This window comes from Kocuria kalidii (genome assembly GCF_044462225.1).
In the GTDB taxonomy this organism is placed as follows: Bacteria; Actinomycetota; Actinomycetes; order Actinomycetales; family Micrococcaceae; genus Kocuria; species Kocuria kalidii.
Genome location: NZ_JBISWJ010000075.1, coordinates 34,814 through 56,894, shown reverse-complemented (window position 1 = coordinate 56,894; position 22,081 = coordinate 34,814). Strand labels below are relative to the sequence as shown.

Below are 22,081 nucleotides of genomic sequence, written 5' to 3'. Positions count from 1 at the left end.
AGGCGTGAGACGGGTCACCACCTCGGACCGGTCCGGGTCACCGCCGGCGCGGGGGCCCGGATGCGGCTCAGACCTGTGCGAACGGGTAGTCCGTGTAGCCCTCGGCACCCTGCGTGTAGAAGGTCCGCGGATCCGGCACGTTCTCCGGCAGGCCCTCCGCCCAGCGCCGCGCAAGGTCCGGGTTCGCGATCGCCGGACGACCGACGACCACGCCGTCCGCGGCGCCCTCCTCGATCAGCCGCACGCCCTCCTCGCGGGTGGTCGGGACGTCGCTGAAGCCGCTGTTGGCCAGGAACGCGCCGCCGAAGCGGGAGCGCAGCCACTGCACGAACTCCCCCGCCGGGTCCTTGTGCAGGACCGAGAGGTAGGCGATCCCGAGGTCCCCGATGCCGTCGACGAGTGCGCCGTACGTGGCCCGGACGTCGTCGTGGTCCGTCTCCCAGGCGTCCTGGATGTTGTGCTCGGGCGAGATCCGCAGACCGACCTTCTCCGCGCCGATCGCCTCGGCGACGGCGCGGACGACCTCGACCACGAAGCGGGCGCGGTTCTCCGGGGAGCCGCCGTGCCCGTCGGTGCGCTGGTTGGCGCCGGGAGCCAGGAACTCGTGCAGCAGGTAGCCGTTGGCGCCGTGGATCTCCACGCCGTCCAGACCCGCCTCGATCGCATTCCGCGCGGCCCGCACGAAGGACTCCATCACGGCCGGCAGCTCGTCGGCGGTCAGGGCGTGCGGAACGGGGTAGTCGGCCTTGCCGGCGTAGGTGTGCGCCTTCCCCTCGATCGCGACAGCGCTCGGAGCGACGGCCTCGTAGCCGCCGTTGATGTCCGGGTGCGTCACGCGCCCGGCATGCATGACCTGCAGGAACAGCCGGCCGTCGGCCGCGTGGACGCTCTCGGCCACCCGGCGCCAGCCCTCGACCTGCTCCGGCGTCTCGATGCCGGGCTGGTAGGGGAAGCCCTGCCCCGCCGCGTCCGGGTACGTGCCCTCGGTGACGATGAGGCCCAGGGACGCCCGCTGGGTGTAGTGCTCGACGTTGAGCTCGCCGGGGACGCCGTCACGGCCGGAGCGCATCCGGGTGAGCGGCGCCATGACGAGCCGGTTCGGCAGCTCGAGGGAGCCGAGGGAGAGGGGGGTGGACAAGGAGGAGTTCGGCACGGATCGGCCTTTCGTCGGGTTCGTGTCAGTTCACTGGTTCTTTCCGTGTCAACGGAAGATGCCCCGAAGTTATTTGCACCGCGGCTGTCTCGTTCCTCACAGCCGGCAGGACCCACACCCCCGGGGGCCGTGGACGGGGCAGTGGGCCGTCGACCCGGCGCTGTCGCCCGAGCCGGAACCCCGGGGCCGCTCAGCCGTCCTCTCGACCCGACCGGGCACGGCCGTAGCCGCGCGGGGTGTCGCCCAGCACCGACCGGAACTCCCGGGTGAGGTGTGACTGGTCCGCGAAGCCCAGTTCCGCGGCGAGCGCCCCCAGGTCCGCCGCCGGATCCGCGCGCATCCGTTCGGCCGCCTCCTGGAGGCGACGACGGCGGAGCAGCAGCTGGGGCGGCATGCCCACGTACCGGGCCGCGAGCCGCTGCAGCGAGCGCTCGGACACGTGCAGCCGCCGGGCGAGATCGGCCGGGCCCCCTACCCCGGCACCCGCCTCGACGAGGTCGACCATGCGGTTGGCCACGGCACCGTCCTGCGCCTCGCCACGGGGCCGGCCGACCGCCAGGGCCCGGACGTGGTCGGCGAGCAGGGCCGCCGCACGCTCGTGCCGCTCGGACGGGTCCGGCGCCGACATGGCCCGCGCGACGGCCGGGCACAGTCCGAGGACGTCCAGGCGCACCGACCCGTCGAGGAGCTCCGCCGGGTGCTGCGTGAACAGCAGGACCCCCGCCGGGCGCAGCAGCGCACCGACCGCCCAGCCCCGGCCCGTCAGCACCCGGGTGGACGCGCGGCTCGTGGGCCCGTGCAGCGTCACCCCGTCCGGCTCGACCACCACGTTGCTCGCCGGATACCCCAGCACCAGCTGCTCGATCCGTTCCCCCGCCGGCAGGTCCCACTCGGGGATCCACAGCTGCCGGACGAGGTGGGCGACGTCGTCGGGCGCGGGCAGCCGCGCGACCGTGGCGCGCGGTCCCGGGGTGAGGTGGCCCCGCGTGGTGGGCGGCTCGCTCATGGCACGAGCGTAGTCAGCGGAGGGTGGCGGGAATCTTCAAGACCGGCCGCGGACCGCTCCCTAGGCTCGGGGCATGAGCACAGAGCAGAACCTCCGTGGGGTCACCGGAGCACACACCACCGACGGGACGCCGCACGGGTTCACGTCCCTCACCCCGTTCCTCGCCGTGGTCGACGCCGGCGCGGCGATCGGGTTCTACACCCGCGTTCTCGGCGCCGACCTCGTCGACCGCACCGACATGCCGGGGCCGGACGGGACGCCCGTCGTCGTGCACGCCACTCTCGACCTCGGCAACGGACGTCTCCAGCTGGGCGAGGTGAATCCCGCCTTCCACCTGGTGGCCCCGCCCGCGGGGGACGACGACTGCTACTCCCTGGGTCTCTACGTCCCGGACGTCGACGACGTGGTGGCACGCGCCGTCGCCGCCGGCGCCACGGTCCGCGAGCCGGTCAGCACGTTCGTCTCCGGCGACCGCTACGGCAGCATCCGCGACCCGTTCGGCGTCCGCTGGTCGGTCATGACCCGGGTCGAGGACCTCTCCGAGGAGCAGAGCAGTACCCGCGTCGCCGAGTGGGCGGAGTCGGCGGGGCAGGGATGAGGGCCAGGGCACGGTCCTCGCACGCCCCCTCCTCGCATCCCCACCTTCTCGAACGCGACCGGGGGCCCGGTGCTGCGGGCGGGACGGTTCAGGACGCGGCGAACCAGAAGTCTCCGAACCCGTATTTCAGCACCCGGTAGGCGAAGCCGTTCTCGGCCGGTCCCTCGAGGGCGTAGTCGAAGCGAGCGACGACCTCGCGCTGGGCGTCGTACTCGGCGAACGTCATGGCCTGGCCGCTGTTGACCAGGAGCGGACCACCGAGGTCCTGCACGTTGCTGACGATCGCGGAGTAGGGCACGGGGAGCGTCTCGACCAGGGTGTAGGTCCCCGCGTTCTCGTCGACGAGGTACTTGCGGTACTCCGAGCGGAGGGAGGGGTCCGCACCGAACACCGGGGAGGTTCCCGCGGGCGCGGGACCCGTGTAGTCCGGGCGGCTGTCGATCCTCCAGAACCTGTTGTCGAACATCGTGAGGTGGTACTGGCCCTCCGCCAGCCCCTCGTCGTCGTGGCGGACCACCGAGTGCTGCCCGCCGCTGTCCGGGAAGTCCCCCGTCTTCTCGAGGAGCAGGCCCTCGGCGTCGGTGCCGGCCCAGACCTCGCGCTGCCCGATGATGTAGTCGATCGCGGGACTCCCGTGGACGTCGTCGACCTTCAGGATCGCGGAGGTCTCGCGGGAGCTGACGATCACGGAGTCGCCGTCCGGGGACCAGTCGACCGAGTTCAGGTGCAGCCAGTCGTCCAGCGCGTCCGAGCCGTAGGGCTGCGTGCCGGACTTGTAGTCGGCGAGGAGTTCCGTGAAGTCGACCACCTTCTCGGAGGTGCCGGTCTGCAGGTCCAAGGACACCACGACGTCCTCCACACTGTCCTTGGCGGTCTCCGTCGCCAGGATCACGACCTTCCCGTCGTCCGTGACATCGAAGTCGTGGTGCATCTCGTAGCCCGAGAGGACGTAGGTGGCCACGACCCGGCCGAGGCCGTCGATCCGGGCCAGCTCGTTGTCGGCGACCGTGGTGACGACCGTGCCGTCGTAGAACTCCAGGCGGTCCGTGCGGTAGCCGTCATGCGTGAACTCGGCGCGCAGGACGCCCGAGTTGTCGTAGAACAGGGTGTGGTCGGGGTGGCGCAGCAGGCCCGAGACGGCGAACAGCCCCTCGGTGAGCTCCTCGGCGTTCCCCTCCACGGTCCGGTCGAGGGTCGTGAGACCGCCCGCAGCGCTCGGCGGCGCGGTCATGGTGAACGAGAACTCCGTGGCTTCGCCGCCGTCGGGTCGCCATGTGGTGGTCACGGTGTTCTCGACACCCGGGACCACCCCGATGAGCTGCCCCTCGAACGACGAGGCGCTCGGGTCGTGGTCCTCGGCGACGCGCGTGAAGTCCTCGGTGCCGGGAGAGCTGACGGTGTAGGTCAGGGTGCCGTTGTCCTCGGTCTCGAACTGGGCGTAGACACCCGTGGTGTTGGTGCCGTAAGGGTTGAGCACGAGCAGGGGGTCCGTGGGAGAAGAACCCAGGGTCTGCAGATCCTCCAGCGTCGCGTCGACCACCTGCTGCACGTCCAGGGCGAACCCACCGGGCTCCACGGCAGCGCCGTCGCGGGCGACCCGGACGGTGTAGAGGTTCGTGTCGGCCTCCGGGAAGATCTCGGCCGTGGCCACCAGCTGCCCCGCGGCAGGCACCACGGGCGGAGCATCGGGCTGCTGCGGCACTCGCGGAGGCGTGACCGCGACGGCTGGGCTTCCCGACAGGACCAGGACCGCCGCCGTGAGAAGGGTGACGGAACGAGCGCGGGCTCTCTTCGACATCTCGGACTCCTCGCGGTGGGCGCGGCGGTCAGGTCCGGCCGAGTGTAGCCACCGGAGGGTCCTCTGATCAGGGGAAATGGTGTTGCGGAGGCAAACGCCCCAGCCGAGAAGCATGTCCGCGACCCAGGATGACCCCGGATGACCGCCGGACGGCGCCGCTCCGGGTGGTCGCACGCTGCCGGCGGCGCCGCCCGTGCGGGCTCCGGTCCCGGACCGGACCCTTCGGGTCCGCCTCACCGCCCCTCGCCGGGCTCGCACTGGTCGGCGCAGTCGCGCAGCCGCGCCACGAGCTCCTGCGCCGCCGGGTCCTGGTCGAACTCGCTCACCACGAGCCGCCGGACGCCGGAGCTCTCCCGGACCTCGATCACGTAGGACCGCTGGTCGGCCGCCCCGCGGCGGGCGGTCGGTGCGGGCGGTCCCAGCCGTTGCGCGCGGACGGTCTCGAAGAGGGCGAGGAGCGCGTCCCTCTGCGCCTGCGGCAGGGCCTCGGTCTCGAAGGTCCGGTCCACGGCCAGTCCGGGGAAGTACGCGATGCCGCCCTCGACGCGGTAGCTGACTCTCGCCATGGTCGGCACCGTCCCTTCGTAGGACGCGGGTCGGACCCGGCCGATCCTGTGCGGGGACCGGCGGGGCCGGGAAGGACTCAGTTCCCGATCCTACCCGTGGTGCCCTGCCGGATCAGCTGCCAGCAGCCGTCCGCCCCCTCGAACGTGGACATGGCACCGGTGGCGACGTCGCCCGCGAGGGTGCCCGCGTACTGGGCGGCGCCGGCGTCGAAGGACAGGAGCAGGGTGCCGTCCTGCCGGTGCCACTTCCCGGACAGGTCCCCGGTGAACGACCCGTCGTCGTGGAACGTGAGGGCCGTCTGCGCGGAGGAGTCCGTGCAGCCCCAGCTGAAGTGGAGCACCCACTCACCCGCGAGGGTGCCGGCGGAGCGAGCCGCGCCGGGGGCGATCCCCACCTGCTGCCACGCGTCCGCCACCACGGCCTGCTCGGCGGCTCCGCACAGAGCCGCGGCGTGCTGGACCGTGAGTCGTGCGAAGTCCGTGAACTGGGCGGTCCACCGCAGGCTCCGCAGCTCGGGGTCCCGCATCGCGGCGTACCAGATCCGCCCGGCCTTGTCCCAGCTGAAGCCGCCGAGCCCGGTCGCCGCGAGGTAGAAGGCCCGGTTCGGGATCCCGGAGTTGATGTGCACCCCTCCGTTGTCGTCCAGGGTGTGCACGAAGCGGGACATGTGGTCGGGCTGCGGGTCCTTGCCGAGCACGGCGTCGTCGAACGCGGTGCCGGGGGCCTTCATCGAGCGGAGGCCGACACCGTTGACGGCACTCGTGAACAGGCCGGCCCCGATGACCCAGTCGGCGTCCGCCGCGGTCTGCCGGGGAACGGACACGTACTGCTTGACCATGGCCCCGACGACGTCGGAGAAGTGCTCGTTGAGCGCCCCGGACTGGTACATGTACAGGAGGTCCGACTCGTGCGTGGTGACGCCGTGGGCGAGCTCGTGCCCGATGACGTCCACGGCGGCGGTGAAGCGGTTGAAGTACTGGCCGTCGCCGTCCCCGAAGATCATCTGGTGGCCGTCCCAGGCCGCGTTGTTGTACCTGTCCTGGTAGTGGACCGTGCCGAGCAGGGGCATCCCGGCGTCGTCGAGAGAGTTGCGCCCGAAGACCTCCTGCATCAGGTCGAACGTGGCGCCGAGCCCGTCGTAGGCCTCGTCGACGGCGGGGTCCTCGCCGGCGGGGTCCCCCTCGGAGCGCACGAGCGTCCCCGGCAGCTCGGCGGTGTTGCCCGCCGAGTGGACCCTGCGCTCCTTGTGGGCGGTCGCCCGCGCCGCGACGGTCCGAGCGGTCAGGTCGGCGATCAGCCGCTCCGCGCGGACCGTGGTGTCCACGGCGAGCGCGGCCAGGGCGTTCTTGCGGGTCCGCTCGTCCCCGTGCACCGCCATCTGCTCGTGCACGTACGGCGGGATCACGCCGCAGAACGGGCCGTGTCCGCGCCGGTGTTCGTGGTCCATGGTGCTCATCTCCTGACGTTCCCGCATCAGATCCGGTTGCCCGCGGCGTCCAGCGCGCCGGGTGCCGGCCCTGCGGAGTCCAGCCTCCGCCCGGCGACGTCCGCCGGCTGACCGGCACTGCTGTCCGCCGCCTCCGGCCCGCCGGGGGATCCCGGCCTGACCAGGTACCAGCACCCGCCCGGCGAGCCGTCGAAGGTGGACATCGCCCCCACCCCCGCACTGCCGGTGATCGTTCCGCCGTACTGGGCGGGTCCGTCGGCGAAGCGGAGCAGCAGGGTTCCCTCGCGCTGCCGCCAGGACCCCGAGAAGCCGCCGCCCGAGAAGGTGCCGTCCGGGTTGAACTCCAAGGTCACCCGGCCGTAGTCGTCGGTGCAGCCCCAGCTGAAGTGGAGCACCCACGGACCTGAGATCGTCACTGTCCAGCCTCTTTCCTCGTCCGGTGGGCGGGCACCGGCGGGACCGCTGCCCAGAGGTCCTCGTCGTCCCGACGTCACGGGTGGGACCGAGCACCTGGTGGGAACGGACCGCCGGCCGGGTCCTCCGGGGACCGGTGGACCATGTGCATCGATCATCCCACCGGGATCCGACGGTGTACCGGCCGGCGCGGGATTCAGCAGCCGGAGCCCTGCGGGTTCTCGAGGCAGTCGTCCGCGTAGTTGCGCACCGTGGAGCGCCAGACGCTGATCGGCACGGGCGCGCTCGCCACGTCGTTGAGACCTGCCACGGGCAGCCACGGACCGCCCGCGACGGAGTACTCGCCGGAGAACCAGGTGGTGAGCGAGACGGCGTAGTCGCCGGTCTCGGTGTAGACGTGGCTGGTGTCGGTCTCCACGTCCCACGCCCCGTCCGCGAGCGGGGCGCCGCTGAGCTCGGTGGGTCCGAGCGCGGTCCCGTCGCCGTAGTCCCACGCGTACTGGACCGGGACGGCCCGCACCTGCACCGGGAAACCGCCCAGCTCGGTGCTGAACTGCTGGGGCAGCGCCTCGGCCCAGACGTTGGTGTGCATGCCACGCAGCGTGTCGGGCGCCGGCTGGACAGCACTGGCCGCGGGGGCGACGGCGAGCGTCCTGAAATCCTGCAGCGTGAAGGTCGGCAGCTCCACGATCTCCTCCCCGCCCTCCGCCTCGGCGACCGAGATGCACATGGGCTCGCCCCAGGGGGTCCTGGGACCTTCGCCCTGCCGCACCACGACGTTCATGTACACACCCTCCCCACCGTCGGCCGTGGTGCAGTTCCGCTCGGCCAGACAGTTCTCGAGGATGTCGCCGGTCCGGTTGGTGCAGGGGTTCTGCAGGCTGAACGTCTGCGACTTCGACTGCGCGATCGTGTCCGGGTTGAAAGGCTGGTCGATCCCCTGGTCGCTCAGGTACTGGCGCAGCGCTTTCTGGAAGGCCGGGTCCTCGTCCGGGTTGTAGATATCTGGAATCGCGGTGCCAGAGCCCCGAAAAGGCGATGGGACATGTGCCCGGTCAGAGTCGACGCCCATATCTATCTGGAGAACTACTTGATCACCAGCCGCACGCGCGGTTGCATTACTGAATTCTGGCACGCCTCGTTGGCCAGCCCTTGACCCACCAAAACCCCTGGACTGCGCGGCATCTCCCGTCAATTCATCTGATCTATCTAACGCCTGTGAAATGGCTGGCGTGACAAATACCAACAAAAATGCCAGCATAAATGATGCAAAGTTATTTACTAGCATTACCCGCCCCGGGGAGATCTGCCGCAGATATATATATCCACTTATCCATCATATAGTCCATGTAAATGACATGAGGATCTCCCACGCCGTCATCGGGAGGTACATCCAGCGAGATACGGCCCCCTTCGACCAATTTCGCACCTTCTGTGGAGCCCAATACAACTGGCTTATATACACCATCGGCTGCAGGTGCGATCGTCGAGTCCTGAATTCTCACAGATTCTCGACCGCCGATAGCCCAGGCGTTGGAATCGTATATTTCGTCCAAAAGATCTAACTGGTCCAAACACACTTCGCATTGCAGACTGATGATGTCCCGCGCATACGAGGTGTCGCCGGTCTGGTACGCGTACCACATGGCATCGGACCAGTAGTCGAGGAAGGCCTGTGCGCCGTCCCGCGACTCCTCCTTCGCGAGCTCCGGCATGACGGGCTTCGGCACGTTCTGTGCAGGTCCGTCGAGCGAGGCCGGCACGTAGTCCTCGGATGTGGCATCGGGACCGGGTTCCAGCGAGGCGGGCGCAGCAGTCGGGGCGGCAGCGGAAGGCGACGCCGCCGCGCCGTCGTCGTCGGTGCCGCAACCCGTGAGCAGGAGCGCCGCCAGGGCGACGCCCCCGACGGCCGTGCCGACTGGGTAGGACCGGACCATGAAGTTCCCCGCTTCGCTCTGCCGCGGCCGGACGACCCGGCTGGATGGGTCAGATCGTAAGTGCCCCCCACTGTGCGTGGACAACCCCTGTGGACACGGGTAAAGCCGCGTATTCATGGGGCCTGGTCAGGGGCACCATGGTCACGACTTCGTTAACGTCAAGCTGACCAGAAGGGTGTTATAGTCGCTAGCACCTGAAGATCCGTACGTGCTTGGAGGTGACGATGACCGCGCAGAACGTGGCGCTGGCCGTGTCGACCGTCATCTTCGCCGCCCGGGACACCGGGCCCGCCGGCTGCAAGGAGCTCTGGCTGCCGCTGGTCCGTCGCATCCGGGACCCCTTCCGGGGGATGTGGGCCCTGCCCGGCGGGCCGCTCCAGCAGCACGAGGACCTCGAGGCCTCCGCCGCCCGGTCCCTGCAGCTCACCACCGGCCTGCAGCCCGGCTATCTTGAGCAGCTCTACGCCTTCGGCGGCCTGACCCGCTCGGCCAGCGCCGAGGAGCGGGTGGTCTCGATCGTCTACTGGGCCTCGATCCGCGCCGACCAGGCCTCCGACCTCCACGCCGACCTCAACGTCACGTGGATGCGCATCGCCGAGCTGCCGCCCCTGGCGTTCGACCACAGCGACATCGTGGACTACGCCCTCTACCGGCTGCGCAACAAGATCACCTACAGCCGGGTGGCGCACTCCTTCCTCGGCGAGACCTTCACCCTCGCCGCGCTGCGAGAGGTGCACGAGGCGATCCTCGGCACACCCCTGGACCCGGCCAACTTCCGGCGCCAGGTGCTGGCCTCCGGCGCCGTCCTCGACACCGGCACCCGCCTGGAGGGCACCCGACATCGCCCGCCCCGGCTCTACCGCTACAACACCGACCTCGACCTCGCCGACCGCACCCCGGCCGGCCGCACCATCCAGGAGCAGACATGACCTCCGTCGCCACCCGCATCGACCTGCTGACCGAGAAGCCGGCCGGCCTCCCGGGCACTACCCCGGCCACGAGCACCTGCAGCACCGACCTCTCCGCGAGCCCGTGGGACTTCGCGCCGACCGTCTCCGCCGGCTACGGCCCCGGCGCGTCCGAGGGCGACGTGGTGCCCGCCGGCGCGCCCGCCCAGCCCTCGATCCCCGAGGAGTACCAGCACGCCTCCGCCGAGGATCTCCGCCGGCGGATCACCGCCGCCAAGGAGACCCTGGGCGAGCGCGTGGTGGTGCTCGGCCACTTCTACCAGCGCGACGAGGTCGTGGAGCACGCCGACTTCCTCGGCGACTCCTTCCAGCTGGCCCGCGCCGCCAGGAGCAGGCCGGAGGCCGAGGCCATCGTGTTCTGCGGCGTCCACTTCATGGCCGAGACCGCCGACATCCTCTCCGGCGACCACCAGTCCGTGGTCCTGCCCAACCTCGCCGCCGGCTGCTCGATGGCGGACATGGCCGACGAGGACTCCGTCGAGGAGGCGTGGGAGCAGCTCATGGACGTCCTCGGGGAGACCGCCGTCGACGGCCGGCAGACCGTGATCCCCGTGACCTACATGAACTCCTCCGCCGCGCTCAAGGCGTTCTGCGGCCGGCACGGCGGCATCGTCTGCACCTCCTCCAACGCGGCCACCGTCCTGGAGTGGGCGTTCGAGCGCGGGCAGCGGGTGCTGTTCTTCCCGGACCAGCACCTGGGCCGCAACACCGCCAAGGCCATGGGGATCCCCCTCGAGCAGATGCCGATGTGGAACCCGCACCAGGACCTCGGCGGGAACACCGTCGACGAGCTCATCGGGTCGAAGGTGATCCTCTGGCACGGCTTCTGCTCCGTGCACCGCCGCTTCACCGTGGCCCAGATCGAGAAGGCCCGCGCCGAGCACCCCGGGGTGCAGGTGATCGTGCACCCCGAGTGTCCCATGCCCGTGGTCGACGCCGCCGACGAGAACGGCTCCACCGACCACATCCGCAAGGCGATCGAGGCCGCCGAGCCCGGCAGCACCTTCGCGATCGGCACCGAGATCAACATGGTCAACCGGCTCGCCGAACAGCACCCCGAGCACACGATCTTCTGCCTGGACCCGGTCATCTGCCCCTGCTCCACGATGTACCGGATCCACCCCGGATACCTCGCGTGGGTGCTCGAGGAGCTCGTGGCCGGCCGCGTGATCAACCAGATCTCCGTGGACCCCACGACCGCCCGGGACGCCGAGGTGGCGCTCGAGCGGATGCTGGCGGCGCTGCCGCGGTGAGCACGCACCCGTTCCCGCGCGTGCTCGTGGTGGGCAGCGGCATCGCCGGTCTCACCGCGGCCCTGGGCGCCGTCGACCGCGGTCTCGACGTCGTGCTGCTGAGCAAGGACGCCCTCGACGAGACCGCCACCGCCCGCGCCCAGGGCGGGATCGCGGCCATGACGGCCGCGCTGCCCGCCGGCCAGCCCCGCGACTCCGAGGAGCTGCACGTCCAGGACACCCTCGAGGCCGGGGCGGGGACCTGCGACGACGACGCCGTGCGCGTCCTCGTGCGCGGCTCCGCGGCCGCGATCGACGAGCTCGTGGCGCACGGGGTCGACTTCGACCGCACCGGCGGAGCAGGCTCGCCCTGGCTGCAGGGTCTCGAGGGCGCCCACTCCGTGCCCCGGATCCTGCACGCCGGCGGGGACGCCACGGGCCGCGGGATCCAGCGGGCGCTCGTGGCGGCCGCGCTGGCGGCCGAGTCCTCCGGGCGACTGGAGATCCTCCGGCACACCGTGCTGGTCGATCTCGTGCTCGTCCCGGGCGGCCGGGTGACCGGGGTCCGCGTGCTGGCGGGCTCCGGGGAGCGGGTCCGCGAGCTGGCCGCCGATGCCGTGGTGCTCGCCACCGGCGGGGCCGGGCAGCTCTATCCGCACACCACCAACCCCGCCGTGGCCACCGGGGACGGCATCGCCGCGGCCCTGCGCGCGGGCGCCGCGGTGGCGGATCTCGAGTTCGTGCAGTTCCACCCGACGGCGCTCGCGGCCCCCGGCTGCTTCCTGGTGTCCGAGGCCGTCCGCGGCGAGGGCGCGGTGCTGCGGGACGCCGCCGGCCGGCGCTACCTCGAGGACGTGCACCCGCGTGCGGAGCTCGCCCCGCGTGACGTCGTGGCGCGGGAGAACGTCCGCCGGTCCCTGGCCCAGGACGGACGGCCCGTGCTGCTCGACTGCACCCGGATGACCCCGCCGGGTCCCGGCCCGCACGGGACCCGCGCGACCGCCGAGTTCCTGGCCCGGCGCTTTCCCACGATCGACGCCGCCCTCCGCGCGCACGGCGTCGACTGGTCCCGCGAGCCGGTCCCGGTCACCCCGGCCGCGCACTACCTGATGGGCGGCGTCGCCACCGACGACCTCGGCCGCACGACCGTCCCGGGGCTCTACGCCGTGGGCGAGTGCGCGGCCACCGGTGTGCACGGCGCCAACCGGCTGGCCTCCAACTCGCTGCTGGAGGGCGCCGTCTTCGGGGCACGGGTCGCCGGAGCGCTCCGGGCGGACGCGCTGCGGGCCGGACGAGCGGACGACGACGCCCCGGCGCGCCTCGTCCTGCCCGGCCGCGCCGACGTCCTGCCGGCGGCCGGACGACCCGGGAGCCCCGTGCCGTCCGGCGGGACGGCGTCGCCGTTCGCCCAGGACACCGTGCCGCTCGACCGGGAGGGTGCGCTGGTCGTGCAGCACGCCAGGCCGTTCGAGGGAGACGCCGTGCCGTTCGACGCGGACGGTGCGCCGGTCGCGCGGAGCACCGCGCCGTTCGAGGGGGACGCCGTGCCGTTCGACCGGCGGCTGTTCCAGGACGCCATGTGGGCGGGCGCCGGCGTCCTGCGCGACCGCTCGGGACTCGAGGCGCTGGACCGGCGGCTGGCCGGGTTCCGCCCCTCGTCGGCGCTCACCCGCCGCGCGGTCGAGGACCGGAACCTGCTGACCGTGGGCCGCGCCCTGGTCGCCGCGGCCCTGCACCGCACCGAGTCCCGCGGGGCCCACTTCCGGGAGGACTTCCCGGCACCCGCTCCCGCCCGGGCCCGGCGTACGTTCTGGCGCCTGGACACGCCTCGACCTGCACCGGGCAGCCCTTTGCTGACCAGCACACATGCCATCACCGACATGTTCGATATACCGGAGAGGATCCCCGCATGCTGACCCGAGCCGCCGTCACCGAGGTCGTGGAGCGGGGGCTCGCCGAGGACGCCCCCTGGGGCGACATCACCTCCGAGCACCTCATCCCGGTCCATGCCACCGCCCGGGCCGAGCTGGTGGCCCGTGAGGCCGGCGTCTTCTCCGGCGGGCAGGTCTTCGCCGCGGCGTTCGCCGCCGTGGACCCCGCCGTGGCCGTCGAGCTGGTTCGCGCCGACGGCGAGCGGTTCGAGGCCGGGGACACGCTGGCCGTGGTCACCGGCCCCGCCCGGGCCGTGCTGACCGGCGAGCGCGTGGCCCTGAACCTCACCCAGCGGATGTGCGGGATCGCCACGCTGACCGCCCGCTACGTCGCCGCCGTCGAGGAGACGGTCGCCCGGGTGGAGCAGGCCGCGAACCTCCCGGTCGGCACCATCACCCGCACGCGGGTGGCCGACACCCGCAAGACCACCCCCGGGCTGCGGGTGCTCGAGAAGCACGCCGTGCTCAGCGGGGGCGGGCACAACCACCGGCACTCCCTCTCGGACGCCGTGATGGCCAAGGACAACCACCTGGCCCTGCTCACGGCCGACGGCACCGATCTGACCGGCGCCCTGCGGCAGCTGCGCCGTCGTCTGCCCCACACGGTGCACCTCGAGGTGGAGGTGGACCGCCTGGACCAGATCGAGGCGGTCCTGGCCGGGGGCGCGGACACGATCCTGCTGGACAACTTCTCGCTGGACGACCTCGTGAGCGGTGTGGCGGTCATCGACGGCCGAGCGACCGTCGAGGCCTCCGGCGGCGTGAGCCTGGAGACCGTCGGGGACATCGCGGCCACCGGGGTGGACGTCATCTCGGTGGGGGCGCTCACCCACTCGGCCCGGAACCTGGACCTGGGACTGGACATCGGCCTCGGCACCGGTCTCGGCACCGGCCCTGGCACCGGGCCCGGCGTCCGGACGGGCTGACCGTGCTGTACCTCGACTCGGCCGCGACGACCCCGGTCCGGCGGGAGGTCCTGGAGGCCATGTGGCCCTACCTCACGCAGGACTTCGGCAACGCCTCGAGCCACCACGAGGCGGGTCGGCGGGCGCTGGCCGGGCTCGAGCAGGCGCGCGGCACGGTCGCGCAGGTGCTGAACTGCCGGCCCGCGGAAGTCGTGTTCACCTCCGGCGGGACCGAGGCGGACAACCTGGCCGTCAAGGGCATCGCCCTGGGGCGCCGGGACCGGAACCCCGCGTGCACGCACGTGGTGACGAGCGCGGTCGAGCACTCGGCCGTGCTCGGCTCGGCCCGGGACCTGGCCCGCTGGGACGGCTTCGAGCTCACCGAGCTGGGCGTGTCCGCCGAGGGCCTGGTGGACCCCGGCTCCCTGGAGAGGGCTGTTCGCCCGGGCACCGGGGTGGTATCCGTGATGTATGCGAACAACGAGACGGGTGCGGTCCAGGCGATCGCCGAACTGGCTGCGGTGGCTCGGGCGCGGGACGTCCCGTTCCATACGGATGCGGTCCAGGCGGCCGGGTCGCTGGAACTGGACGTACAGGCGCTCGACGTGGCGGCGCTGAGCCTCGCCGGGCACAAGATCGGGGGGCCCAAGGGCGTCGGCGTGCTCTTCCTGCGCCGGGGGACCCCCCTGCGAGCGCTGCTGAGCGGCGGGGGGCACGAGCGCGGCCGCCGCTCCGGGACGTCGGACGTGGCCGGGGCCGTGGGCTTCGCCGCGGCCCTGCGGCTCGCCGCCGAGGAGCGCCCGGCCGGGGCGGCCCGGCTGGCCGGGCTGCGGGACCGGCTCATCACCGGGATCCTCTCCGCGGTGCGGTCGGCTGTGCTGACCGGCCCGGACCCGCGGGAGCGGCCGACCGCGCGGCTGCCCGGCAACGCCTCCTTCTGCTTCCCCGGCGTCAACGGCGAGACGGTGCTGGTGGACCTGGAGGCGCGCGGGCTGCTCGTCTCGTCCGGGTCGGCCTGCTCGGCCGGGGACGCCGAGCCCTCCCACGTGCTGACCGCCATGGGGATCCCGCCCGAGGTCGCCACGACAGCGGTCCGGTTCACGCTGTCCGCCGGGATCACCCCGGAGCAGGTGGACGGCGTCGTGGCGGCGACCCGGGACGTCGTCGAACGCCTGGGCGCACCGCGCGGCTGAGCGTGCTCAGCCGACCGGCACCGGGTGCTGCACCCCGCCGTGCACGATCGCCAGGACCGGCTCGCCCGGCTGCTCCACGGTGCGCATGCTCTCGGGGACCAGGTTCCACGCTCCGTCGGGGCAGGAGCGGGGCGCGGGTCCCTCAGGAACCGCGCTCGAGGCGCCCCCGCCGTCGAAGCCCTCCAGCCGGAAGCCGACGAGGGTCCGCCACAGCGTGCTCGGCGCGCTCGCGATCGCCCGGGTCTCGGTGACGACCAGGTCCGTCCGCTGGGCGCGGACCTCGGAGGTCCCCGGGTGGACGCACTCCCACGAGATCACGGTCACCGACCGGGTCTCGGCCACGAACTCGAGGGCGGCCGCGTTGGCCTGCAGCGTCCGGTCGTCCCAGCCGAGCGCGGCCCCGGCGTCGGCGCGGGTCACGAAGCCGGTGCCGTCGTCGTGGAGCTGCGAGGTGGTCCAGGGCGGCGGCGCCAGCCCGATCGACGCTCCCGCCGCCGCCAGAGCCGCCAGTACCGCCATGATCATCTGCATGTGCTTCCCGTCTTCCCGTCCCCCCGACGCCGGAGGAGTTCCCACGGGTCGTTTTTCCGAACGTTAATGCAGGCGGAAGAACGGGTCCAGCGGCGTGACCGTTCTGTAACCCTGGTCCGACCTGCGGCGACGCGACCCGCACGACGACTCGCCTCGCCCGGTCACCGTCAGGCCGCGACTCCCCGCTCGGTGGGCACACGGTGCACCACGCCCTCGTGCACGAGCTCGAGAGCCGGCTTCCCGTGCTCCTGCGACCGCTCGGTGGATCGCGGCACCCGCGCCCAGACCTCGCCCTCCTTCTCCGGGCAGGCGTCGAGATCGGGGCCCTCGACCACCGACACGGACACGGCGTCCTCGGCGAAGCCCCGCAGCTCGAAGCCCGTGACGGCCCCCGTCACCGAGCTGCGCTGTGCGGCGGCGACCAGGTCCGCCCGCGCGGTCGTCGTCGTCCGCCGCTCCTGCAGGGCCACCACGCCGGTGGACTCCTGCGCGCACTCCCAGGACGCCGTGGCCACGGAGACCGTCTCGGCGACGAAGTCGAGATCCGCCGCGGAGGTCTGCAGCCGCTCGTTGCTCCAGCCCACGGCTCGCAGGACGTCCTCCCGGCCCACGGAGCCCGTGCCGTCGGCGTCCAGGGTCACGGCCGCCGAGGCCGGCACGGTCAGCCCGATGGTGGTGGCCGTCGCGGCGGTGGCCACGCACGCCAGCAGTCTCTTCGTCACGCTCTGTCCCCCCGGTCCCCCCCCTGTCCCCCGACAGGAGTCCGGCCATCAGGCCGTGTTCCGGAAGGCTAGTGAAAAGTGCTCGAGGCGTCCAGCGCGACGGAACGGTCCCGCCGCCCACCCGGGCAGGAGGACCGCGCGCGACCGCCCGCCGCGCCTCAGCCGGCGGCCTGCTCGCGCAGGACGTTCTTGCGGATCTTCCCGGAGGCGGTGCGGGGCATCTCGTCGACGAGGGTCAGCGTCTTGGGCACCTTGTAGCGGGCGAGCCGCCCGGACAGGTGCTCCTGGATCGTCCCGGCGGTGACCTCCCGGCCCTCCCGGGGGACGACGACGGCGTGCGGGACCTCGCCCCACTTCTCGTCGGGCACCCCGATGACCGCCACGGCGGCCACCTCCGGCAGCTCGAGGATCGCCGCCTCGACCTCCGCCGGGTAGATGTTCTCCCCGCCGGAGATGATCATGTCCTTGATCCGGTCCGAGACGAAGAGGTAGCCGTCCTCGTCCAGGTAGCCCATGTCCCCGGAGTGGAACCACTCGCCCTCGAACGCGTCCGAGGCGTCGGGCCGGTTCCAGTACGCCCGGATGACGTTGGGTCCCGAGAGCAGGATCTCCCCGGCCTCCCCGGGCGCCGCGGGCTCCCCCGCAGCGTCCACGATCCGCACGTCGGAGAAGAAGTGCGGCAGCCCGGACGAGCCCGCCTTCTCGCGCGACTTCGCCGCGGGCAGGTGGGTGGCGCCCGGGGAGGTCTCCGTCATGCCGTAGTTGGCCGTGAACGCCAGGCCCCGGCTCTCGTAGGCGTCCAGGACCCGCATGGGCACCGCTGAGCCGCCGCAGGAGAGCTTGCGCAGCGAGGACAGGTCCGTCGCGTCCCAGTCCGGGTGCTCGCACAGCATCTGGTAGGTGGTCGGCACGCCCGACAGCGAGGTGACCCGGTGGCGCTCGATTAGCTCCAGGACCCGGCCGGGCACGAACTTGGACTCGAGCACCAGCGTGGCGCCCTTGAGCAGCGTCGGCAGCACCCCCATTCCCAGCGAGGCCACGTGGAACATCGGGGAGATCATGAGCGAGACGTCGTCGGCGGCCAGGTCGTAGTCGACCAGGACGTTGACGCAGTTCCAGGTGAAGTTGCCGTGGGTCAGGCACGCCCCCTTGGGCCGGCCGGTGGTGCCGGAGGTGTAGAGGATCACGGCGAGGTCGTCGAGTCCGACCGGGACGTCCTCCGTCCACGGCTCGGCCGCCGCGATCATCGTCTCGACGGCGGTGACCCCGTCCGCGTCCTCCGCGGCCACGACCCAGCGGGCCACGTCCGCCGACTCCCGCGCGGCCGGCTCGGCCAGCCCCGTCAGGTTCTCGTCGTGGATCAGCACCGAGACGCCCGCGTCCTCGAGCTGGTAGCGGATCTCCGGGACGGCCAGGCGCGTGTTGAGCGGGACGAGCACCGCCCCGAGCGCCCCCGCCGCGAACATCGTCTCGAGGAAGGCCGGGCTGTTCTCGCCGAGGAAGGCCACCCGGTCCCCGCGACCCACCCCCCGGCCGGACAGGGCCGTGGCCAGGCGCCGCGACCGGTCGTGCAGCTCCCGGTAGGTCAGCGTGCGCTCACCGTGGACCACGGCCACCTTCGGGCCGGACTTCTCGAGCCTCCGGACGAGCCAGGATCCCAGTCCCTGATTGCGCATGCGATCGTCTCCTCGAACACTCATCAAAGCCAATAGTTGAAAATTTCCACTAATTGCTTTCCAGCGTAGAGAGAGGTGGATCACATTGTCCAGAGGGGCGCCGTCCAGGGCTGCGGCGGACGGGGCGGAGCCGGGCCTAGAAGGCCACCTTCCGCAACAGCCGGGAGAGCTCCTCGCGCTCCGCCGGGGAGAGCGGGGACAGCGACTCCGCGGTGGACGCCTCCATCACGGCCTTCGCCCGCGCGTACAGCTCCCGGCCCGCCGCGGTCGGTGCGATGATCTTCGACCGGCGGTCCCTCGGGTCGGTCCGGCGCTCCACCGCCCCGCACTTCTCGAGCTCGTCCAGGAGAGCCACGATCTGGCTGGGGTCCAGGACCAGGAACTGGCTGAGCTCCCGCTGCGTCAGCTGCTCGTCCGCGCAGGCCAGCGCCAGGACCGAGTAGTGGCGCACCTTCAGCTCCAGCTGCGCGAGCCTCCTGTTGGCCACGGAGGAGCCGATGGAGGCCGTGCGGGCCATCAGGAAGACCGGCTCCGCCGCCAGCTCGGCCTCGGTGAGCCGCTCGAGGCCGGCGGCGGATTCGGTAGGGGTGGTCATAGCGCTGCTCCTGGGGCCGGGGGCTCCATTGTACGGAACCGGTGAACCCAGCATAGATGGAGCTTCTTAACCATTGACTTTCTCAACGAATGGCGGTGGAATGGGGTGAACCCGGTGCCGTGACGGGCGTCACGCGTCCGCCGGACCGCCGCCGGCAAGCACAGCAGCAGAAGCACAGCAACAGACGAAGCGGCAGCAGAAGAAGCTGCAGCGAAGAGGCACAGCGAAGGAGCCACCCCATGGCGCAGGACAGCACCGCATCCCCGAGCACCTCCCCCCTCGCCGGCAAGGTCGCCGTGGTGACCGGTTCCGGGCAGGGCCTGGGCCTGGCCTACGCGCAGGAGCTCGCCCGGCAGGGTGCGGCCGTGGTGGTGAACGACGTGAACCAGGAGACCGCCGACCGCGCCGTCGCGGCCATCGCCGAGGCCGGCGGCCAGGCTGTCGCCGTGGTCGCACCGGTGGGCTCCACCGAGACCGCCACCGCCCTGGTGCAGGGAGCGGTGGACGCGTTCGGTCGCCTGGACATCCTCGTCACCAATGCCGGGGTGCTCCGGGACAAGTCCGTGCTGAAGATGACCGACGAGGACTTCGACCTGGTGATCCAGGTGCACCTGCGCGGCACCTTCACCTGCGCCCGCGAGGCCTACCGGTACTTCAAGGAGAACGGGGTGGCGGGACGGATCATCACCATCGGCTCCCCCACCGGCCAGTACGGCAACTTCGGGCAGACCAACTACGCCGCCGCCAAGGCCGGGATCGTGGGCATGGTCCGCACCTGGGCGCTGGAGATGAAGAAGGCCGGCGTCACCGCCAACACCGTGATCCCCGTGGCCGCCACCGCCATGACCGAGACCATCCCCTACTTCGCCGCCGCCGTCGAGGCCGACCGGGCCGGGGAGCCCATGCCGGAGTTCTTCCGCAAGGACCTCGGCTTCGGCAACTCCGCCGACGTCGCCGGGCTGATCGCCTACCTCGCCTCCGACGACGCCGCCGGGATCACCGGCCAGGCCATCGGCGCCGGCGGGGACCGGCTCCAGGTCTTCAGCCACCCCGCCCCCGTGGTCACCGAGTACCGCGACGGCGGGTGGACCTTCGAGGCGCTGCGCGAGGAGTTCCCGCGGATCGTGCAGGACGGCCTCCAGCCGGTCGGTGAGACCCTGCCCCCGCTGCCGGAGGAGCTGACGCCCGAGTCCGCGACCGAGCAGTCCTAGGAGGCGCCGGCATGCGCTACGAATACGGTCTCGACCTCGCGTCCCTGGACGCGATCGACATGCACGTGCACGTCGAGTGCGACAGCCACGGGCACCCGTCCCTGCCCGCAGCACTGACGGAGGCCTCGGCCAAATACTTCCAGTCCGAGGACCGCTCCCCGTCCCTCGACACCATCGCCGAGCGCTACCGCGAGTGGAACATGGCCGCCGTCGTCTTCACCGTCGACGCGACCACGGCCCTGGGGCACGAGCCGAACTCGATCGAGGAGATCGCCGCCGGCGCGGCCCGCAACAACGACGTGCTCATCCCGTTCGGCTCCGTGGACCCGCACCAGGGTCCCGCGGCGGTGGAGCGGGCTCGTGTGCTCGTGGAGGAGCACGGGGTCAGGGGCTTCAAGTTCCACCCGTCCCTGCAGGGCTTCGACCCCTCCCACGAGGAGTTCTACCCGCTCTACGAGGCGATCCAGGCCCTGGGCGTGCCGGCGCTGTTCCACACCGGGCAGAACGGCATGGGCGCCGGGCTGCCCGGCGGGGGCGGGATCAAGCTGGGCTACTCCAACCCGCTGCTGCTGGACGCGGTGGCGGCGGACTTCCCGCAGCTCCAGGTCATCATGGCCCACCCCTCGGTGCCGTGGCAGGAGGAGGCCAACTCCATCGCCACGCACAAGGCCAACGTGTGGATCGACCTCTCCGGCTGGTCGCCCAAGTACTTCCCCGAGTCCCTCGTGAAGGCCTCCAACCGGATGCTCCAGGACAAGGTCCTCTTCGGCACCGACTACCCGCTGATCACCCCGCAGAAATGGCTGGGCGCCTTCGCCCAGCAGTCCTTCACCGACGAGGTCCGCCCCAAGATCCTCAAGGACAACGCCGTGCGCCTGCTGGGCCTGGGAGGGTCGCGGCCATGAGCGCCCCGCAGGACACCGGACGCCTCTATCCCGACTGCGATCCGTACCGGATCGAGGACAGGCTCACCGAGGCCGAGAAGGAGCCCCTGCGCCGGTTGCGCCGGGTTCTCGAGGAGGAGGCGCGGCCCCTCCTGGCCGAGTACTGGGAGGCCGGGGAGTTCCCCTATCAGCTCGCCCCCTCCCTGCACGCCCTCGACCTCATGACCCCGCCCGGGCTCACGGCCGACGGCGCAGTCCCCCGGTCCCTGTACCACGGGTTCCGGATCTTCGAGCTGGCCCGCACCGACGCCTCGATCGCGACGTTCTACACCGCCCAGGCCGGGCTCTTCCGCACGGCCTGCCGCGTGGGCGGCACACCCGAGCAGTTCGCCGAGTGGGACCCGAGGATCACCTCCTTCGAGATGACCGGGGTCTTCTGCCTCACCGAGCCCGACCACGGCTCCGACATCGCCGGCGGGCTGGCCACCACGGCCCGGCGCGAGGGCGAGGAGTGGGTGCTGACCGGCACCAAGCGCTGGATCGGCGGCGCCTTCACCGCCGACCGCCTCGCCGTCTTCGCCCGCGACGAGGCCGACGGACAGGTCAAGGGGTTCCTCGTGGACCGGCGGGCCCCGGGGGTGCGCCTCGAGAAGATCCACGGCAAGACCTCGCTGCGGATGATGCAGAACGCCGACATCCACCTCGACGGGGCGCGGGTGCCCGAGTCGATGCGACTGGGAGCCGTGAACTCGTTCAAGGACGTCGCGGCGATGCTGCGCGCCATGCGCTCCGACGTCGCCTGGATCGCCACCGGCGTCCAGGCCGGCGCCTACGAGGCCGCGCTGGCCTACGTGCGGGAGCGCGAGCAGTTCGGCCGACCGGTCGGCAGCTTCCAGCTGGTCCAGGAGAAGCTCGCCCGGATGCTCGGCAACGTCACGGCGTCCCTGACCATGGTCGCCGGCCTCGCCGAGCGGCAGCAGGACGGGGTCTACCGGGACGAGGACTCCGCCCTCGCGAAGATGTGGATCAGCCTGCACATGCGCGAGACGGTCGCCCTGGCCCGCGAGCTCGTCGGCGGCAACGGCATCACCCTGGCCCACGACGTCGCCCGCTTCCACGCCGACGCCGAGGCCGTCTACTCCTACGAGGGCACCCACGAGATCAACGCGCTCGTGGTCGGCCGCTCGCTCACCGGCCGGAGCGCGTTCGCCTGACCCGCCCTGCCGGCCCCGACGCCCCGCACCGGCGGCCCGTTCCGCCGACTGCTGCACCGGCCCACGACTGCCCACGTTCCACCCCGACACGACGAAGGA

Annotated in this window: 21 protein-coding genes; 9 read left to right on the top strand and 12 right to left on the bottom strand. The window is 71.9% G+C overall.

What is annotated here, in order from left to right; all coding sequences use genetic code 11:
- Positions 1 to 67: 67 nt before the first annotated feature.
- Positions 68 to 1,138: an oxidoreductase gene (locus tag ACH9D3_RS10795; RefSeq protein ID WP_396410894.1), complete on the bottom strand. Its 1,071-nt coding sequence runs from the start codon at positions 1,136 to 1,138 to the stop codon at positions 68 to 70.
- A gap of 205 nt (positions 1,139 to 1,343) precedes the next feature.
- Positions 1,344 to 2,159, bottom strand: a complete 816-nt coding sequence (locus tag ACH9D3_RS10790) for an AraC family transcriptional regulator (RefSeq protein WP_396410893.1) — start codon at positions 2,157 to 2,159, stop codon at positions 1,344 to 1,346.
- Between the two features lie 73 nt (positions 2,160 to 2,232).
- Here ACH9D3_RS10790 and ACH9D3_RS10785 point away from each other — a divergent pair, with 73 nt between their 5' ends.
- The gene (locus ACH9D3_RS10785; RefSeq protein ID WP_396410892.1) at positions 2,233 to 2,757 is read left to right on the top strand and encodes a VOC family protein; all 525 of its coding nucleotides are present in this window, start codon (positions 2,233 to 2,235) and stop codon (positions 2,755 to 2,757) included.
- An 88-nt stretch (positions 2,758 to 2,845) separates the two neighbouring features.
- Here ACH9D3_RS10785 and ACH9D3_RS10780 read toward each other — a convergent pair whose 3' ends face one another.
- From ACH9D3_RS10780 to ACH9D3_RS10755, 6 genes are all read right to left on the bottom strand, one after another.
- A complete protein-coding gene (locus ACH9D3_RS10780; RefSeq protein WP_396410891.1) occupies positions 2,846 to 4,432 on the bottom strand; it encodes an aryl-sulfate sulfotransferase in 1,587 nt (528 codons plus the stop codon).
- A 356-nt stretch (positions 4,433 to 4,788) separates the two neighbouring features.
- Positions 4,789 to 5,121 (bottom strand): protealysin inhibitor emfourin, encoded by a 333-nt coding sequence (locus tag ACH9D3_RS10775; RefSeq protein ID WP_396410890.1) that lies wholly within the window; start codon positions 5,119 to 5,121, stop codon positions 4,789 to 4,791.
- Between the two features lie 77 nt (positions 5,122 to 5,198).
- Positions 5,199 to 6,578, bottom strand: coding sequence for a M4 family metallopeptidase (locus tag ACH9D3_RS10770; RefSeq protein WP_396410889.1), 1,380 nt, complete (start codon positions 6,576 to 6,578; stop codon positions 5,199 to 5,201).
- A gap of 17 nt (positions 6,579 to 6,595) precedes the next feature.
- Positions 6,596 to 6,985 carry a hypothetical protein gene (locus ACH9D3_RS10765; protein WP_396410888.1) on the bottom strand — a complete coding sequence of 130 codons (390 nt, stop codon included), beginning with the start codon at positions 6,983 to 6,985 and terminating at the stop codon, positions 6,596 to 6,598.
- A 194-nt stretch (positions 6,986 to 7,179) separates the two neighbouring features.
- Positions 7,180 to 8,055 carry a PKD domain-containing protein gene (locus ACH9D3_RS10760; protein WP_396410887.1) on the bottom strand — a complete coding sequence of 292 codons (876 nt, stop codon included), beginning with the start codon at positions 8,053 to 8,055 and terminating at the stop codon, positions 7,180 to 7,182.
- A gap of 202 nt (positions 8,056 to 8,257) precedes the next feature.
- Entirely contained in the window at positions 8,258 to 8,920 is a 663-nt protein-coding gene (locus ACH9D3_RS10755; RefSeq protein ID WP_396410886.1) for a DUF6318 family protein, read from the bottom strand.
- Between the two features lie 224 nt (positions 8,921 to 9,144).
- Between ACH9D3_RS10755 and ACH9D3_RS10750 the strand changes: the two genes are divergently transcribed.
- Genes ACH9D3_RS10750 through ACH9D3_RS10730 form a run of 5 tightly spaced genes read left to right on the top strand, consistent with a single transcriptional unit; the run spans position 9,145 to position 15,149 of the window.
- Entirely contained in the window at positions 9,145 to 9,849 is a 705-nt protein-coding gene (locus ACH9D3_RS10750; protein ID WP_396400113.1) for an NUDIX hydrolase, read from the top strand.
- Entirely contained in the window at positions 9,846 to 11,141 is a 1,296-nt protein-coding gene (gene nadA / locus ACH9D3_RS10745; RefSeq protein WP_396410885.1) for a quinolinate synthase NadA, read from the top strand. The genes ACH9D3_RS10750 and nadA overlap by 4 nt, the downstream gene beginning before the upstream one ends.
- Positions 11,138 to 13,036 (top strand): FAD-dependent oxidoreductase, encoded by a 1,899-nt coding sequence (locus tag ACH9D3_RS10740; protein ID WP_396410884.1) that lies wholly within the window; start codon positions 11,138 to 11,140, stop codon positions 13,034 to 13,036. The genes nadA and ACH9D3_RS10740 overlap by 4 nt, the downstream gene beginning before the upstream one ends.
- A complete protein-coding gene (gene nadC, locus ACH9D3_RS10735) occupies positions 13,030 to 13,977 on the top strand; it encodes a carboxylating nicotinate-nucleotide diphosphorylase (protein ID WP_396410883.1) in 948 nt (315 codons plus the stop codon). The genes ACH9D3_RS10740 and nadC overlap by 7 nt, the downstream gene beginning before the upstream one ends.
- 2 nt (positions 13,978 to 13,979) lie before the next feature.
- Complete coding sequence (locus ACH9D3_RS10730; RefSeq protein ID WP_396410882.1) at positions 13,980 to 15,149, top strand: aminotransferase class V-fold PLP-dependent enzyme; 1,170 nt, start codon at positions 13,980 to 13,982, stop codon at positions 15,147 to 15,149.
- Between the two features lie 6 nt (positions 15,150 to 15,155).
- Here ACH9D3_RS10730 and ACH9D3_RS10725 read toward each other — a convergent pair whose 3' ends face one another.
- The 4 genes from ACH9D3_RS10725 to ACH9D3_RS10710 all read right to left on the bottom strand — a co-directional run bounded on the left by ACH9D3_RS10725 (position 15,156) and on the right by ACH9D3_RS10710 (position 18,673).
- Positions 15,156 to 15,680, bottom strand: a complete 525-nt coding sequence (locus tag ACH9D3_RS10725) for a hypothetical protein (RefSeq protein WP_396410881.1) — start codon at positions 15,678 to 15,680, stop codon at positions 15,156 to 15,158.
- A 167-nt stretch (positions 15,681 to 15,847) separates the two neighbouring features.
- Positions 15,848 to 16,402 carry a hypothetical protein gene (locus ACH9D3_RS10720; protein WP_396410880.1) on the bottom strand — a complete coding sequence of 185 codons (555 nt, stop codon included), beginning with the start codon at positions 16,400 to 16,402 and terminating at the stop codon, positions 15,848 to 15,850.
- A 158-nt stretch (positions 16,403 to 16,560) separates the two neighbouring features.
- Complete coding sequence (gene menE, locus ACH9D3_RS10715) at positions 16,561 to 18,078, bottom strand: o-succinylbenzoate--CoA ligase (protein ID WP_396410879.1); 1,518 nt, start codon at positions 18,076 to 18,078, stop codon at positions 16,561 to 16,563.
- Positions 18,079 to 18,214: 136 nt separating this feature from the next.
- Positions 18,215 to 18,673 carry a MarR family transcriptional regulator gene (locus ACH9D3_RS10710; RefSeq protein ID WP_396410878.1) on the bottom strand — a complete coding sequence of 153 codons (459 nt, stop codon included), beginning with the start codon at positions 18,671 to 18,673 and terminating at the stop codon, positions 18,215 to 18,217.
- A gap of 239 nt (positions 18,674 to 18,912) precedes the next feature.
- On the opposite strand from ACH9D3_RS10710, the gene ACH9D3_RS10705 reads away from it, so the two are divergent.
- From ACH9D3_RS10705 to ACH9D3_RS10695, 3 genes are read left to right on the top strand one after another with little or no spacing between them, the layout of a single operon-like run.
- Positions 18,913 to 19,884 carry an SDR family oxidoreductase gene (locus ACH9D3_RS10705; protein WP_396410877.1) on the top strand — a complete coding sequence of 324 codons (972 nt, stop codon included), beginning with the start codon at positions 18,913 to 18,915 and terminating at the stop codon, positions 19,882 to 19,884.
- A gap of 11 nt (positions 19,885 to 19,895) precedes the next feature.
- Positions 19,896 to 20,789, top strand: coding sequence for an amidohydrolase family protein (locus tag ACH9D3_RS10700; protein WP_396410876.1), 894 nt, complete (start codon positions 19,896 to 19,898; stop codon positions 20,787 to 20,789).
- Positions 20,786 to 21,982, top strand: coding sequence for an acyl-CoA dehydrogenase family protein (locus ACH9D3_RS10695; protein WP_396410875.1), 1,197 nt, complete (start codon positions 20,786 to 20,788; stop codon positions 21,980 to 21,982). The genes ACH9D3_RS10700 and ACH9D3_RS10695 overlap by 4 nt, the downstream gene beginning before the upstream one ends.
- Positions 21,983 to 22,081: the final 99 nt, after the last annotated feature.